The sequence below is a fragment of the Vibrio sp. ABG19 genome (assembly GCF_029962385.1).
GTDB classification, from domain to species: Bacteria; Pseudomonadota; Gammaproteobacteria; order Enterobacterales; family Vibrionaceae; genus Vibrio; species Vibrio ostreae.
In genome coordinates this window covers 1744147-1759565 of the sequence record NZ_CP071708.1, presented here as the reverse complement: position 1 = coordinate 1759565, position 15419 = coordinate 1744147, and the positions used below count along the sequence as shown (strand labels likewise).

The 15419-nt window shown below is 49.0% G+C and carries 18 protein-coding genes and 1 tRNA gene; 12 read left to right on the top strand and 7 right to left on the bottom strand.

Annotated features, from left to right (window positions below):
• Positions 1 to 7: 7 nt before the first annotated feature.
• Both folK and folB read right to left on the bottom strand, forming a co-directional pair.
• Entirely contained in the window at positions 8 to 499 is a 492-nt protein-coding gene (gene folK, locus J0X00_RS14385; protein WP_282477077.1) for a 2-amino-4-hydroxy-6-hydroxymethyldihydropteridine diphosphokinase, read from the bottom strand.
• Entirely contained in the window at positions 496 to 849 is a 354-nt protein-coding gene (folB, locus tag J0X00_RS14380; protein WP_136483297.1) for a bifunctional dihydroneopterin aldolase/7,8-dihydroneopterin epimerase, read from the bottom strand. Before folB ends, folK begins: the two co-directional genes overlap by 4 nt.
• A gap of 189 nt (positions 850 to 1038) precedes the next feature.
• Here folB and plsY point away from each other — a divergent pair, with 189 nt between their 5' ends.
• On the top strand, positions 1039 to 1641 hold the full coding sequence (plsY, locus tag J0X00_RS14375) for a glycerol-3-phosphate 1-O-acyltransferase PlsY (protein ID WP_136483296.1): 603 nt from the start codon (positions 1039 to 1041) through the stop codon (positions 1639 to 1641).
• Positions 1642 to 1811: 170 nt separating this feature from the next.
• Complete coding sequence (locus J0X00_RS14370) at positions 1812 to 3005, top strand: ISL3 family transposase (protein WP_282476786.1); 1194 nt, start codon at positions 1812 to 1814, stop codon at positions 3003 to 3005.
• Between the two features lie 29 nt (positions 3006 to 3034).
• On the opposite strand, the gene J0X00_RS14365 is transcribed toward J0X00_RS14370, so the two are convergent.
• Positions 3035 to 3850, bottom strand: coding sequence for an alpha/beta fold hydrolase (locus tag J0X00_RS14365; RefSeq protein WP_282477076.1), 816 nt, complete (start codon positions 3848 to 3850; stop codon positions 3035 to 3037).
• A 260-nt stretch (positions 3851 to 4110) separates the two neighbouring features.
• Positions 4111 to 5136, bottom strand: a complete 1026-nt coding sequence (tsaD, locus tag J0X00_RS14360; RefSeq protein ID WP_136483294.1) for a tRNA (adenosine(37)-N6)-threonylcarbamoyltransferase complex transferase subunit TsaD — start codon at positions 5134 to 5136, stop codon at positions 4111 to 4113.
• 233 nt (positions 5137 to 5369) lie between these two features.
• Between tsaD and rpsU the strand changes: the two genes are divergently transcribed.
• The 10 genes from rpsU to J0X00_RS14310 all read left to right on the top strand — a co-directional run bounded on the left by rpsU (position 5370) and on the right by J0X00_RS14310 (position 13495).
• On the top strand, positions 5370 to 5585 hold the full coding sequence (rpsU, locus tag J0X00_RS14355) for a 30S ribosomal protein S21 (RefSeq protein ID WP_001145625.1): 216 nt from the start codon (positions 5370 to 5372) through the stop codon (positions 5583 to 5585).
• A gap of 28 nt (positions 5586 to 5613) precedes the next feature.
• On the top strand, positions 5614 to 6057 hold the full coding sequence (locus J0X00_RS14350) for a GatB/YqeY domain-containing protein (protein ID WP_136483293.1): 444 nt from the start codon (positions 5614 to 5616) through the stop codon (positions 6055 to 6057).
• A gap of 162 nt (positions 6058 to 6219) precedes the next feature.
• Positions 6220 to 7971 (top strand): DNA primase, encoded by a 1752-nt coding sequence (gene dnaG / locus J0X00_RS14345; protein ID WP_136483292.1) that lies wholly within the window; start codon positions 6220 to 6222, stop codon positions 7969 to 7971.
• Between the two features lie 97 nt (positions 7972 to 8068).
• On the top strand, positions 8069 to 9949 hold the full coding sequence (gene rpoD, locus J0X00_RS14340) for an RNA polymerase sigma factor RpoD (protein ID WP_136483291.1): 1881 nt from the start codon (positions 8069 to 8071) through the stop codon (positions 9947 to 9949).
• A 140-nt stretch (positions 9950 to 10089) separates the two neighbouring features.
• A tRNA-Ile gene (locus J0X00_RS14335) sits at positions 10090 to 10165 on the top strand.
• Between the two features lie 98 nt (positions 10166 to 10263).
• A complete protein-coding gene (locus J0X00_RS14330; RefSeq protein ID WP_282477075.1) occupies positions 10264 to 11355 on the top strand; it encodes a site-specific integrase in 1092 nt (363 codons plus the stop codon).
• 283 nt (positions 11356 to 11638) lie between these two features.
• Positions 11639 to 11959 carry a helix-turn-helix transcriptional regulator gene (locus J0X00_RS14325; protein ID WP_282477074.1) on the top strand — a complete coding sequence of 107 codons (321 nt, stop codon included), beginning with the start codon at positions 11639 to 11641 and terminating at the stop codon, positions 11957 to 11959.
• The gene (locus J0X00_RS14320; protein WP_055467268.1) at positions 11944 to 12270 is read left to right on the top strand and encodes a HipA N-terminal domain-containing protein; all 327 of its coding nucleotides are present in this window, start codon (positions 11944 to 11946) and stop codon (positions 12268 to 12270) included. The genes J0X00_RS14325 and J0X00_RS14320 overlap by 16 nt, the downstream gene beginning before the upstream one ends.
• Complete coding sequence (locus tag J0X00_RS14315) at positions 12254 to 13300, top strand: HipA domain-containing protein (RefSeq protein ID WP_282477073.1); 1047 nt, start codon at positions 12254 to 12256, stop codon at positions 13298 to 13300. The genes J0X00_RS14320 and J0X00_RS14315 overlap by 17 nt, the downstream gene beginning before the upstream one ends.
• Before the next feature lie 3 nt (positions 13301 to 13303).
• Positions 13304 to 13495 (top strand): hypothetical protein, encoded by a 192-nt coding sequence (locus J0X00_RS14310; RefSeq protein WP_282477072.1) that lies wholly within the window; start codon positions 13304 to 13306, stop codon positions 13493 to 13495.
• Positions 13496 to 13765: 270 nt separating this feature from the next.
• Here J0X00_RS14310 and J0X00_RS14305 read toward each other — a convergent pair whose 3' ends face one another.
• The 3 genes from J0X00_RS14305 to J0X00_RS14295 form a co-directional block, all read right to left on the bottom strand.
• The gene (locus J0X00_RS14305; protein ID WP_282477071.1) at positions 13766 to 14011 is read right to left on the bottom strand and encodes a hypothetical protein; all 246 of its coding nucleotides are present in this window, start codon (positions 14009 to 14011) and stop codon (positions 13766 to 13768) included.
• A gap of 146 nt (positions 14012 to 14157) precedes the next feature.
• Positions 14158 to 14406, bottom strand: a complete 249-nt coding sequence (locus J0X00_RS14300; RefSeq protein ID WP_188963142.1) for a hypothetical protein — start codon at positions 14404 to 14406, stop codon at positions 14158 to 14160.
• A 116-nt stretch (positions 14407 to 14522) separates the two neighbouring features.
• The gene (locus J0X00_RS14295; protein ID WP_282477070.1) at positions 14523 to 15323 is read right to left on the bottom strand and encodes a TIGR02391 family protein; all 801 of its coding nucleotides are present in this window, start codon (positions 15321 to 15323) and stop codon (positions 14523 to 14525) included.
• Positions 15324 to 15419 lie beyond the last annotated feature (96 nt).

Genomic DNA, 15419 nt, shown 5'->3' with positions numbered 1-15419 from the left:
CTTATTATTAATTAACTGAGAACCAAAGCTCCACAGGCTTAAGCGCCTCCAGCCCTTTGGCTTGCTGCCACACCTGTGCGATCGTTTGCTGATCGCCGGGAATGGACAACGTCGGACACAGCTCATACAAAGGCTGTATCACAAAGGGATATTGATAAATGTCCGGGCGGGGCAACTTGGGTGCCGCGGGCGACACAGTGTCTCCATACAGAATGATGTCGAGATCAAGCGTCCTGTCCTGAAATTTCTGCGCCTGGCTGTCACGGCCCCAGCGCAGTTCAATATCACGCAGGGTTTGAGACAGCTCAGACAAATTTAGTTCCGTCTGCAATTCAACCACCAGATTAAAAAAGGCATGGCTGTCAAATCCGACCGATTCACACTCATAGATAGTGGAAAGGCGCAGCCCTTCCCCTAACCCGGCCAACTCGTTAATCGCGGCCTCTATGTGTTTGTGACGCTGCAGATTGGAACCCACACCCACATAGGTGGTGATCATGCTTTTCCTCGCTCAATGATCACACCCACGCCTTTGGCCTGAGCCACTGCACCCGGCTTAGTGAGGCGAATCCGGATCCAAGGCACCGAGAAACGGCTCATAATGATCTCTGCCACTTCTTCTGCCACGCGTTCCACTAACAGGAAACGGCCGTTTTCAATGTGATCGATCACCGCCTGACTGACCTGAGAATAGTCCAGGGCATCCGCCACATCGTCACTCAGCCCGGCAGGCTTATTGTCGTGTGCCATTTCCAGATCCAGTACCAGCTTCTGCTTGATCTCTTGTTCCCAGTCATACACACCGATGGTGGTGATCACTTCCAATTGCTCGATAAAAACTTTATCCATCTTTCTATTACATCCTTTTTACAGGTCGGATACCCTATTTGAGGAAAAAAACGTATTATTCTGCTGAATCGCGTTATCATATACCTAAACCACCTCAAGATGCGAAATCCGGACAGAATTTTTACTTTGAGCTTGGTTAACAAGGACTTGTGAACCGATCTTCCGGTAAATCTTCACTTTGAGGAAATTATGACGCCACTGGCACTCATTATGATCATTTCTGCTTACCTGCTAGGATCCGTCTCCAGTGCGGTGTTGATCTGCAAAATGACCGGACTGCCAGATCCGCGCGCCGTCGGCTCGCATAATCCGGGCGCGACCAATGTGCTGCGTATCGGCAGCAAAAAGACCGCGGCGGCCGTGCTGCTGTGTGACATGCTCAAAGGCACCATTCCGGTCTGGAGTGCGTATTTTCTCGGCATTGATGCGCTGCTGCTGGGCGTGATCGCGATCGCTGCCTGCCTTGGCCATATGTATCCGCTGTTTTTTCATTTTAAAGGTGGTAAAGGGGTCGCTACAGCACTGGGGGCGATCGCACCGATCGGACTCGATCTGACTGCGATGATCATGGCCACCTGGCTGGTGATCGCGGTGATCTTTCGCTACTCTTCTCTGGCCGCACTGGTCACCGTACTGCTGGCACCGTTTTATACCTGGATGGTCAAACCGCATTACACCCTGCCGGTGGCGATGCTGTGCTGCCTTATCGTGCTGCGCCATCATCAGAATATTAAACGCCTGATCAGCGGCACCGAGCCGAAAGTCGGCACCAAACACCGGGATCTCGACTAACCGGGTAGACCCGCAGTAAACGCGAGCGCGGCCGTGAGGTTCAGATCTAAAAAAAGGCCGTAACGGCCTTTTTTTAGGTTCATCGCGGATTAGCGGGAACTTAAAACAAAAACGGTAGTAAGTGATAAGGTTACATCGCCAAACACAACCTTACACAAACTACCGTTTTCATGCCGAATCATACTTTCCTATCATCGTTCTGGGAAGGCTTTCATGTCGTAAAGTCTGTACAAACGTCTTCTCTCATCACGATTACTCTCCAACCCAGCACAACTGCTCGATGTTCATGTGGGCAACATGTTCAAGCCATACATGATTATCAGTGGCGCACGATTAAGGAAGCGATGATTCTCGGCGTACCCGTCGAGCTATCCCTACAAACAAGGCGTATCAAGTGCCCTGACTGCGGTATCAAAACCGAATCTATTTCTTGGCTTGAACCTTTTGCTCGCCTGACTAACCGCTTAAGAAGTTACATTGAGCAGTTGTTGCCTCTTCTTCCTATCAAACATATTGCCCAGATGACGGGGGTTCATTGGCATACGATTAAGGCGATAGATAAGCGTCGGCTGCAACATGTGGTGCCAGAGGTTAACTGGGCAGAGCTGAGACAACTGGTCATGGATGAGTTTGCTCTCTTCAAGGGACATCGTTATGCCACTGTTATCGCGGATGCTAAGACGCATCAAGTGCTTTGGATAGGCGTCGGACGCAGCCGAAAAGATATCCGTCCCTTCTTTGAATTACTCGGTGAGCATAGCCAGAACATAGAAGCGGTTGCAATGGATATGAATACGGCTTTCGACTTTGAAGTGCAGCAACATTGTCCTAACGCCCGCATTGTGTACGACTTATTCCACGTGGTCGCCAAATTTGGCCGGGAAGTGATGGATAGAGTCAGAGTTGACCAAGCTAATCAACTCAAACAGGACAAGAAAACGCGCCAATGGGTGAAACGTTCACGCTGGGTTCTCCTCAAAAACAGAGCTAATTTAGACGGTAAGCAGGAGAGCTATCTGAGTGAGATACTGAGCATGAACAAGGACTTAATGGTGACGTATTTACTTGGCTCTCAGCTTAAAGAGTTATGGAGGTGCCAGTCGGAAAGAGAAGCGGAAGACTTATGGGACGTATGGTGGGAGCAAGTTCAAGAAAGCGGGATCAAGCCGCTTATGGACTTCGCGAGAAAGCTCAAACCGTATCTTCATGGCATCGTTGCTTCTGCAAGCTACCCACTCAATACCTGTACGCTCGAAGGGATAAACAACAAAATAAAGTTAATCAAACGAATGGGCTACGGTTACCGAGATATCGATTACTTTTTTTTAAAGATAAAAGCGGCTTTCCCCGGAAAGCCGCGATGAACCTTTTTTTATTGGTGTTGCAGAGTGACTTATTTCAGCGCCTTGGCCAAAAAGCGTTGCAGCATTTCCGTCACGAACTGCGGCTGCTCCAGATTACTGATGTGGCCGGCCTGCGGGATCACCACCAGTTCACTGCCGCTAATGCTGTCCTGCATCAGATACGATTCCAGCACCGGACGCGGGCTGTCTTCAGCGCCAACCGCAATCAGTACCGGCAGCGCAAACTTCTCGACCTCTTCCATCAGGTCACGACGACCAAATACCATCCGCCCGATACGCGCCACTTCCACCGCCTGCTCACCGCTCAGAGCGACCAGATGCTGTTTAAAGCCCTGCACCAGTTGCGGCGTCGTTTGCGCTGCCTGCTTGGCAAAAAACATCGGTGCCACCGTCTCGACAATCGGCTCCGGCACCGCTTGCAGTGAGGTAATGGTATCCAGCATGTGGAAGTACTTCGCATGGGTCACTTCCGGCTCCAGGCCGACAAAAGTATCCATCATTACCAGGGCTTTGACGCGCTGCGGCGCCAACGCCGTGAGCTCTGCGCCCCACATACCGCCCACCGACAGGCCAACGATGGTGAAGGCCTCAATGCCGAGATGATCCATCAGCGCCAGAATATGTTGGGCATAATCACTCAGGCTGCGCATCGATGCCGGCGCCGGTTGCGACTGACCATGCGCCCACAGGTCAGGCACGATACAGCGGTATTTTGCGCTCAGCGCTTCGACCTGCGGCGCCCACATCGCGCTGTCCCACAGATAACTGTGGCCAAACACAATCACTTCACCCTCGCCCTGATCAAGATAATGCATCTGCTGGCCGTCATGGGTAAACATCGTCATGGTCATTATTCCTTTCTTGGTCTGGCAATCAGCATCGTGGCTAATTGCTGTTGTCACTGATAACTATTGTTACTAATAACTATGTTACTAATAACTGTTGTCACTGATTACGATTGCCGCTGAGTGATGAGATTGCACCGGATCTTACTGACTGACCACACATCACCCGCGCTCAGATAAAAAAACGGCCGCCGCAGCGACCGCCCTTCTTTATTTAACACTGATCCGATCCGAGATTTAAAATCAAACCGAACCGAGGATTAAGCGTCAGCCGCAATCGGCGTCAGTTGATCAATCGGCCAGCGCGGACGCGCATCCAGGCTCAGATCCGTGGTATCACCGTTTTTGAGGCGCTGCATCCCGGCATAAGCGATCATCGCACCGTTGTCGGTACAGAATTCCGTGCGCGGGTAGTACACCTCACCGCCGATTTTGTGTGCCAGTTTACCGAGCGACTCACGCAGCTGCTTGTTGGCACTCACGCCGCCGGCAATCACGATACGTTTCATCCCGGTTTGTTCCAGGGCACGTTTACACTTGATCACCAGCGTGTCACACACCGCTTCCTGGAACGCATAGGCGATATCGGCGCGGGTCTGCTCATCATCACCATTGCTGGCAATGGTATTGGCAGTAAAGGTTTTCAGGCCGGAAAAGCTCATGTCCAGACCCGGACGGTCGGTCATCGGACGCGGAAACTTAAAGCGGCCCGGCGTCCCCTTCTCCGCCAGACGCGCCAGCAGCGGGCCGCCCGGATAATCCAGCCCCATCAGTTTCGCGGTTTTATCAAACGCTTCACCGGCCGCATCATCAATCGACTCACCGAGGATCTGATATTCACCAATGCCTTTCACTTCCACCATCATTGAGTGGCCGCCGGACACCAGTACCGCGACAAACGGGAACGGTGGCGGGTTATCTTCCAGCATCGGCGCCAGCAGGTGGCCTTCCATGTGATGCACAGGCACCGCCGGCACATTCCAGGCGTACGCCAGGCTGCGGCCGATTGTGGCGCCAACCAGCAGCGCGCCCACCAGGCCCGGGCCGGCCGTGTAAGCCACACCGTCAATATCGGCCGGCGTCAAATTGGCATCGGCCATCGCCGCTTTAATCAGAGGAATGGTTTTTTTAACGTGGTCGCGTGAGGCCAGTTCCGGCACCACACCACCGTAGTCTGCATGAAGTTTGACCTGACTATAGAGTTTGTGCGCCAGCAATCCGTTCTCGTCGTCATAAATCGCTATACCCGTCTCATCACAAGAGGTTTCAATACCAATAATGCGCATAGTTTTCTCAGCGTGCTTTCATCTATAATTAGAAATTGGCGCCATGTTACCTCGGCTTGGCTTTACAAACAAATTTTGTACAGACTGTAGTCGACAAAATGCTTTACAAAGCCCTGTCGATCGGATTAAAATTCGGCACCATTTTTGATCAAGCTGGTAGATAGACTAAGCAAATTATTGTTTCGGTCACTGAACTCCAGCGTTAACGAATTAACCCCTGAGGTGAAAGGCATATGCCAGTAGTTAAAGTACGTGAAAACGAACCGTTCGACGTAGCACTGCGTCGTTTCAAGCGCTCTTGCGAAAAAGCAGGTATCCTTTCTGAAGTGCGTCGTCGTGAGCACTACGAAAAACCAACTACAGTTCGCAAACGCGCTAAAGCAGCAGCTCAAAAGCGTCACGCTAAGAAGCTTGCTCGCGAAAACGCTCGTCGCGTTCGCCTGTACTAATAACTGATTCCTTACTTAGGAATTTGTTATGGCTCTGATTGACACGCTCAAAGAAGAGCAAAAATTAGCGATGAAAGCCAAGGACAAAACGCGCCTTGGCACTATCCGTTTAGCTTTGTCAGCCATTAAGCAACGTGAAGTTGACGAACAGATTACTCTGTCCGACGACGACATTCTTGCTGTGCTGACGAAAATGGTTAAACAGCGTCGCGACTCTGTTGCGCAATTTGAAGCAGCCGGTCGTCAAGACCTCGCTGATGCGGAAAAAGCCGAAATTACAGTACTTGAGGATTTTATGCCTCAACCACTGACCGAAGACGAAGTGTCTGCACTGATTGACAGCGCAATCACCGAATCAGAAGCAGCGGGCATGCAAGACATGGGTAAAGTAATGGCTGTGCTGAAACCGCAAATTCAAGGGCGCGCAGATATGGGTAAAGTAAGCGGTTTAGTTCGCGCTAAGCTGGCTTAATACCACGCCCAATTGCAGCAAGCCGTGCTATTCTTCGGAACGCACGGCTTGTTTGTATCTATACTCCTGGCCTTTGCAGACCCGAACCTCAGCCTTAACCGCGAGGCTCGCCGCCTATCCGGCCGGATGTAATTTTTCGTTTAGCTCTTTGTTTTAGGTTTTATGGCAGGACAGATCCCTCGTAGTTTCATTGATGACCTCCTCGCTCGACTTGATATCGTCGACATCATTGACGCACGTGTAAAACTTAAAAAAAAGGGTAAAAACTACAGCGCCTGCTGCCCGTTCCACAACGAGAAAACCCCCTCTTTCAGCGTCAGCCAGGAAAAACAGTTTTATCACTGTTTCGGTTGCGGCGTACACGGTAATGCCATCGACTTTATGATGGAGTACGAGCGACTGGAATTTCCGGAAGCGATTGAAGAGCTGGCCTCCTTTCTCGGCCTGGATGTACCGCGCGAAGCGCGCTCCAACGGCAGCTTCAATAACAGCAGTAATGCCCCGCGCGCCAGCAGTGAAGAAAAGCGTAATCTGTACGACTTAATGGGCAACATTGCCCAGTTCTACCGTCAGCAGCTAAAAGTTGCCACCAACCGCACCGCCATCGATTACCTGAAAAACCGCGGTTTATCCGGTGAAATCGTACAGAAGTTCGGTATCGGCTACATCGCTGACGAGTGGGACCAAGTGCGTAAAAACTTCGGTCAGAGCCGCCATAACCAGGACATGCTGGTCTCCGGTGGCATGCTGATTGAGAACGAAAAAGGCAACCGCTACGACCGTTTCCGTGGCCGTATCATGTTCCCGATCCGTGACCGGCGTGGCCGGGTGATCGGCTTTGGTGGCCGGGTGCTGGGTGACGGTACACCGAAATACCTCAACTCGCCGGAAACGCCGATTTTCCACAAAGGTAAAGAGCTGTACGGCCTGTATGAGGTGTTGCAGGCTTACCGTGAACCACCGCAGATTCTGGTGGTCGAAGGTTATATGGATGTGGTGGCACTGGCGCAGTATGGTATCGACTACTCCGTCGCTTCTCTGGGTACCTCAACCACAGGTGACCACTTACAACTGCTGTTTCGCCAGACCAACACCGTCGTGTGTTGTTACGACGGTGACCGTGCCGGCCGTGAAGCTGCCTGGCGCGCGCTGGAGAATGCGCTCAGCTACCTAAAAAGTGGCAACATTCTCAAGTTCCTGTTCCTGCCCGATGGCGAGGACCCGGACAGCTACGTGCGTAAATACGGCAAAGACGCCTTTGAACAGCAGATGCACAACGCAGAGCCGCTGTCTAAGTACCTGTTCTCCAATCTGCTCAGCCAGGTGGACACCAGTACTTATGAAGGCAAAGCCGCCTTACAGGCGATGGCACTGCCACTGATTAACCAGATTCCGGATGAATCGCTGCAGGATCAGCTGCTGCGCATACTGGAGCAGAAGACCGGCATTTATAAAAAGCCGAGCGTGCCGGCGGCCGCTAACCCGCGCCCGCAGCCACACAAAGAGATTAAACGCACCCCGATGCGTGAAGTCATCGCTTTGCTTCTGCAAAATCCGAGCTATGCTGAAATAGTACCTGATCTTTCCAGCGTGAAAGAGCTCGCTATACCTGGGTTGAGTTTGTTGGTCGCAGTGCTTGAAAACTGTCGACAAAACCCCCATATATCAACAGGCCAATTACTTGAACATTGGCGCAACGAAAATCATGAGGCACTTCTGTCTCGTCTGGCGAGCTGGGAGATACCGCTCGTCGAAGACAATCAGGAAGAACTATTTTTAGACTCACTGGACAAGATTCTTGCTCAGTGCGTAGAGAAACAAATTGACAACTTGCAGGCTAAAGAGAGAAGCGTCGGTTTATCAAGCGACGAAAAAAGGGAGCTAGTAGCGTTAATGCTAGAATTAAAAGCGTAACCCAGTTTAAATAGTCAGCAACGAATAAATTTGTTAGTATACGTGGTTTGCATTTCGCATACTATTCCTTCACCAGATACGAAGTTGGATACCGTCTATGGATCAAAGTCCGCAGTCACAGCTTAAAGTACTTGTCTTAAAAGGCAAGGAACAAGGCTATCTGACCTACGCCGAAGTAAATGACCACCTACCTGCCGAGATCGTCGATTCTGAGCAGGTAGAAGATATTATTCAGATGATCAACGACATGGGCATCAAGGTAGTAGAAACTGCCCCAGATGCCGATGATCTTGCGTTAAACGACGACGATACGATCACTGATGAAGATGCAGCAGAAGCCGCTGCCGCTGCGCTGTCCAGCGTAGAAAGCGAGATTGGTCGTACGACCGATCCAGTCCGCATGTACATGCGTGAAATGGGTACAGTAGAACTACTGACTCGTGAAGGTGAAATTGATATTGCCAAGCGCATTGAAGATGGTATCAACCAGGTTCAAAGCGCGGTCGCTGAATACCCGGGCACCATCCCTTACATCCTGGAACAGTTTGATAAAGTCCAGGCTGAAGAGCTGCGCCTGACCGACCTGATCTCAGGTTTTGTCGATCCGAATGAAGAAGAGAGCACTGCGCCAACTGCGACGCACATCGGTTCTGAACTGACCGAAGCCGACCTCAAAGATGAAGACGACAAAAACATCGACGACGATGAAGACGACGAAGATGAAGACGGTGACGGCGATTCAAGCGACGACAGCGAAGAAGAAGTCGGTATCGACCCTGAGCTGGCTCTGGAAAAATTCACGCAACTGCGCAACAAATTCCAGAACCTGCAACTGGCGATCAACGAGCACGGTAACGAAAGTTCGCACGCTCAGGAAGCAACTGATCTGGTACTGGACGTATTCCGTGAATTCCGTCTGACACCTAAACAGTTCGACCACCTGGTGGAAACACTGCGCACTTCCATGGATCGCGTTCGCACCCAAGAACGTCTGATCATGCGTTCGGTGGTTGAAGTGGCTAAGATGCCGAAAAAATCGTTCATCGCGGTTTTCACTGGCAACGAGTCAAGCGAAGCGTGGCTGGATCAAGTACTGGCGTCTGACAAACCGTACGCGGAAAAAATCCGTCGTAACGAAGAAGACATTCGCCGTTCAATCCAGAAACTGCAGATCATCGAACAAGAGACTTCTTTGAGCGTAGTACGCATCAAAGACATCAGCCGTCGCATGTCGATCGGTGAAGCGAAAGCCCGCCGTGCGAAGAAAGAGATGGTGGAAGCGAACTTACGTCTGGTTATTTCTATCGCCAAGAAATACACCAACCGTGGTCTGCAATTCCTCGATCTGATTCAGGAAGGTAACATCGGCCTGATGAAAGCGGTGGATAAGTTTGAATACCGTCGTGGTTACAAGTTCTCAACTTACGCCACATGGTGGATTCGTCAGGCGATCACCCGTTCTATCGCCGACCAGGCGCGCACAATCCGTATTCCGGTTCACATGATCGAAACGATCAACAAACTGAACCGCATCTCTCGTCAGATGCTACAGGAAATGGGTCGTGAGCCACTGCCGGAAGAACTGGCAGAACGCATGCAAATGCCGGAAGACAAGATCCGTAAAGTACTGAAAATTGCCAAAGAGCCAATCTCAATGGAGACACCAATCGGTGACGACGAAGATTCGCATCTGGGCGATTTCATCGAGGATACCACCCTCGAGCTGCCACTGGACTCAGCAACATCAACCAGCCTGAAAGGCGCGACCCGCGACGTTCTGGCCGGCCTGACGCCACGTGAAGCCAAAGTACTGCGTATGCGTTTTGGTATCGACATGAACACTGACCACACGCTAGAAGAAGTGGGCAAACAGTTCGACGTCACCCGTGAACGTATTCGTCAGATCGAAGCCAAAGCACTGCGTAAGCTTCGTCACCCAAGCCGCTCAGAAACTCTGCGCAGCTTCCTGGACGAATAATCGACCAAGACTGAAAAAAGGTGAGCTCTGGCTCACCTTTTTTATTGTCTGTTGTGCTAAGTGAATAAAAACTAAGCGCAATTGGCCACCCTAGCGTCTAGACACCCCGTAAAGCTTCCCCTATAATCTTTGACCTGTATGGCCCCTTAGCTCAGTGGTTAGAGCAGTCGACTCATAATCGATTGGTCCCCAGTTCAAGTCTGGGAGGGGCCACCATTCAAATCAAGCACTTATCGCTTACCCTTCTTTGAATGTTGCCTTTTATTTCGTCCCGAGGTACAAAATCAGTACAGTACGCATTCGGGAGTACTCACATGGCAACTTTAGTTAAAACCTCTTCAGGTACCTGGAAAGCCGTTATTCGAAAAACCGGCTGGCCAACGACGTCTAAAACTTTTCGTCTCAAACGCGATGCCGAGGATTGGGCAAGACGCACTGAAGATGAAATTGTACGTGGCGTGTATATCAAACGTTCCTCATCTGAACGACTCACCATTGAAGAAGCATTAAAACGCTATCTGGCAGAAATTTCACCGACCAAGCGACCGGCGACCGCTGCTTGTGACGCGAGACATTCCAAACCGATTATCAAAGCCCTGGGGAAATACTCCCTGGCCGCCCTGACGCCCGAAATCATTGCCAAGTATCGAGACGACCGGTTAGCAGGCCTGGACCGTTGTGACGCCAGAGGTAACCCGGCACCCAAACCACGCTCAGCGAATACCGTGCGCATAGACCTGGCCCTGCTCAGTCACCTGTACAACATTGCGATTAAAGAATGGGGTATCGGCCTGGCGATTAACCCGGTTCAGAATATTCGTAAGCCCTCCCCGCCTTCTGGCCGGGAACGACGCTTGACCGAGGAAGAAGAGCGACAGCTCCTGAAAGCCGTTGAGGCACACACCAACCCGATGCTGGCCTGGATTGTTCGTATCGCGCTGGAAACCGGGATGCGTTCCTCTGAGATCACCTCTCTGCGCCGCTCTCAGGTCGATTTAAAAAAGCGTGTGGTTTTCCTGGTCGAAACCAAAAACACCATGCCGAGAACCGTTCCGCTTTCTCTCCTGGCGTTAGAATCCTTTAAGCAGGCGATTAATAATCCGGTACGGCCCATTGATACCGACCTGATTTTCTTTGGCGAACCAGGCAAAGACGGCAAGCGACGCCCGTACAACTTCAACAAGGTATGGATGAAAATTAAAGCCAAGATTGGCCTGAAGGATTTTAAATTCCACGACCTGCGCCATGAGAGCGTCAGCCGCTTGGTTGAAGGCGGGCTAAGTGATCAGCAAGTCGCCGCCATCAGCGGCCACAAATCCATGCAGATGCTACGCCGCTACACGCACCTCAGAGCCGAAGACCTGGTTGAAGAACTGGACGCAATTGCCAAAGGGAAAAAGGCTTAGCCAACTCTGCCCCTCAAGTGTCAATGAAATGAGGATTAGCCGGTTTAACCAGGCTTTACTAACCAGAAAAGGCTGGTTTATTGACACTTGAGGGGCCAGAAGTACAGATCAGTTGAGCCACAGGAATTGCATAGCACCAAAGGTTCGTATATGAGCCACTTTTCTACCTAAAACAACCCAAGGGTCATTAATGGCATAAAAGCGGTTTACATAGGCTATTTTTGAGCTTATATTCATAGAAAACCGCCATATGGTTCATATTTGATACATCAGAGGCAATGCTATGAATCCTAAAGTGCTACAACTTCGCAATCTCACCAGTAAGCTTGAGTCCGAAATTCACGAAGTTTTCGAAGAGATGCTTAGCAACGTTGAAGCCTCAAGCAACCGTCCTATTTCAAGCTACTCAATTTACGAGACCAACACTCTGATTGAGGATATGCAATCACGCAAGAAGAGTATCTCATTAGAAGATCTTGAATTGCAGACGGATATTTCTAAATCAACGATAAAACGAATGCTTAAAGATCCAAGCAAGACTTCGCTGGATAACTTTTTAGCCGTTGCGAATGAACTCGGAATGAAAATATGGATCGAAAAGTAAAAGTTCTTTTGTACGGCAAGTTTTGCGGGGTTTTGTCTCAAAACGAACAAGGTTATCTGTTCGAATATGAGCCTGGTTATCGAGGCCGTAGCTTATCGCTGAGTATGCCTGTCGCCGATGGGCCATTTGAGAGTAAAGAGCTGCATCCTTTTTTCCTCAGTCTTGCCCCAGAAGGGTGGCTGAAGAAGCGCTACTCAGAACTACAAAAAATTGATGAAAACGATCCGCTGGGTATGCTGCTGTCCAACGGCAAAAATTTACTTGGTGCAGTCCAACTGTTGAGGTTAGAAGACCATGTATCCGAGCAATAGAAGCCTTATTAGCCTCGATGAACTCAATGAACAAAATAGAGAACAAGTCGAGTATAAAAAGGGGGAGATCAAAACCCTGCTAGGTTCGAATAGATTTCAGATCCAATTGCCTTTTTCGCGCGCGGAATTTGTTACTGAGTTGCCAAAGAAACAAAAAGGCATGAGTATTTCCGGTTATCAACCCAAGCTTTCTCTGGCGATTAATGACGATAACCAGCTAGGGGTTGTGGAGGATAAGGCGCTATTTATTCTCAAGCCTTCACCAGAAGAATTTCCTCATCTTGCCGAAAACGAACACGCAACCATGTTAGTCATGAAATTCCTCGGTTTCGATACGCCTCCATTTGGATTAGTTCGATTTAACGATCCGGACGGAGAAGGTGAACTCGCCTTTATGATTAGGCGCTATGACCGCTTAAACGCAGGTAAAGAGGCGATTCATCAGGAGCAACTGGATGCCGCAATGGCCGTACGGGAAAAGTACGGGAAGACAGAAGGCGATGCCGAAGGATATGTGAGCTACGAGCAAGCCTGTAAGTTCTTAATTCATCAAGTAGACGGCAGCTTAAACTTTAAGAAAGAGTTATTTAGCCGAATACTCGTCGCCTACTTTCTCGGTAACAATGACCTACACCTTAGAAACATTGGTTTGCTACTACCGGAACAAGAGGCCACGCGACTCGCGCCAATCTATGATTACGTATCTATAGCGCCCTATCCTGGCTACATCGCAAACGAGAACCCATTAGCATTACCTCTTCTCGCGAGTGAAGAAGGCGATAATTACAATACCAATGGTTATCAATCACATAGTACATACACCGGCTATGACTTTCTCACTTTCGCGCAAAATATTGGTCTCAACCCTAAACTGGCGACCAAAATGATCCAAGACTTGTGCGCCAAGCAAGAGGAGATTCTCGATATCTACCGTAATAGCTTCATGCTCCCAGAGCATGTAGAGAAAGTCGCTGAATGGATATTGAGCCGAATTAACTACTTGGGCCAATTAGAGCATGTGGCGGTTTAATACATGGTTGAAGGCGGGCTAAGTGAGCAGCAAGTCACCGCCATCAGCGCCCACAAATCGATGCAGATGCGACGCCGCTACACCCACCTCAGAGCCGAAGACCTGGTTGAAGAACTGGAAGCGATTGCGAAAGGGAAAAGGCTTAGCAAACACCGCCCCTTAAGTGTCAATGAAATGAGGTTTATGCCTATGTAACCTGGCTGTGCTCGATAGACAAGGCTGGTTTATTGACACTTGGGGGGCGCTGTACCTACGTGTAAGGCAAGATAGTTAGCCACCAGTCTCCACAACAACAATTCATACTGCCTAAATCGTTTTGTCATATTAGGAAAAGTATGTTGATTCCTTACTCGTTTGTTATGTGCCTTGAAGGCTAAGCTAGAATAACATAAATTACTAATATTATTATAGTTTTATATTTCACAGTTGACTAACTCATAAAAGAGCTTTTCTTACGTATCACCTTTAACAAGTACAATGTTCTTCTAAATTTTCACATTCATCACAATACGAACACACGCACTCTTCTTCTTTTTCTCCACAATTGTCACAAGTAGGACATGAACAAAAATCGCTTAACTCACCACAACCATCGCATTTTTCACAAATACATTCATGTTCTTTTTGTTCACATTCATCACAATACGAACACGTGCAACAGCTTCCAGGCAAAGCACATCCATCACAAATTTTATCCATATCATCAATCATTATTTTTACCTCTATTATTTATAAAACACGATATATCATAAGCACGTAACGCAAAACTCACGAGTGGAAAAACGCGTTGGCGTTTGACGTCCCAGCAGCTGCAAGCTGCGAGTAATGCACCTTGTTATGGGTTGTCACAAATCTTCTTAAAACCGCCAAGACTTAGCCCCGGTGATAACTAACACCTCACCAATTAAATTTTGATGAGCGTAGTTGATTAGCTCATCGAGGGATGAAAACTCTCTAGCATCTTGGCCAGTTGAATCACCAAGATAAGCTGTTGAGGCACCAACTTTTATGGCTAAGCACCATGTTTCGTTATCTTGTGGAAGTGCCGCAACCTTTGCTGCACTTGAACTAGATGCCTTTTCAAATTTTGACCTTTCGTAGATCATATCTATTTCCTTGTGAGATCAATTACACATAACGCCCGCATTTGCGGCTGGTTTGGAGCGCAGCGGAAAACCAATCCGGCAACATGCGCTTGTTAGCACTAGAATGGCATGCAATTTTATACTTGCGTCGCATTATCTAGTTTCCTATGTATAAACGATACTGTAGACATAATATCCAAAGCATCTTGTTCGCTCATTGGCCAAGATGTTTTAGGCGCATGAGCAATGGGGTTTCTAACTGAACCAAATAGCCCTACAAGCATATTACTAAAACCTTTTTGCTCGCTTACTTCAGTGTCCGTGGTTAAGCTGTTTATTCTTAGGACTGGGTTCTTGACTGAAAACGCAGTATTTACCAGGTCGGCACCATCCGTCGTTAAGCTGGACATGTCTCTGATTCGCTGCGCGATACCTTTTATTGCTTCTAGAACAGCATGAAAGTAGTTTTCATCAAGTAGTTCTGCACGACAGTAATTAAAGACTTCGGCATGAGCACCTCGATCTTCAAGTTTTGCCCTCAATGCACCAGCTCTCTCCCTAGCTCCTCTGAGCGTTGTCTCTCTCGTTGTTCTAGCTACTTTGCCGTCCTCTCTGACGTAGAACCCAGAGAAGGATAAAACTACATTTAATTCAGATCTTCGCCATTCAAATTTTTCTTTATCGCGAGCATAGCTCACGGGGTCAAGCGCTCGATTAATGAACATTACTAGATGATTACCCACTTGATGCTTATTCTGAGCTTCAGCGAGAGCGTTGAAGAGTCTCTTCCATTTAGTCATTGTTGGAGCAACATCTTGGATTTTACAATCCTGAATCAAATACCTCAGCTCTGAACCAGTTAAGCCTCGTTCAGTATCTGCAAGCACTCGACAAGCTGCTTCTAATTTTTGTGCGTTGAAAGGTTCGATTCGTTCCATGATTTTGTAGTGCTGACAGTGCTTTTTAAGCAGACATTGTCTTTATAATATTTTCAGAAAATACAGATACCATAGTAGTAGCATACTGTTCTGTAA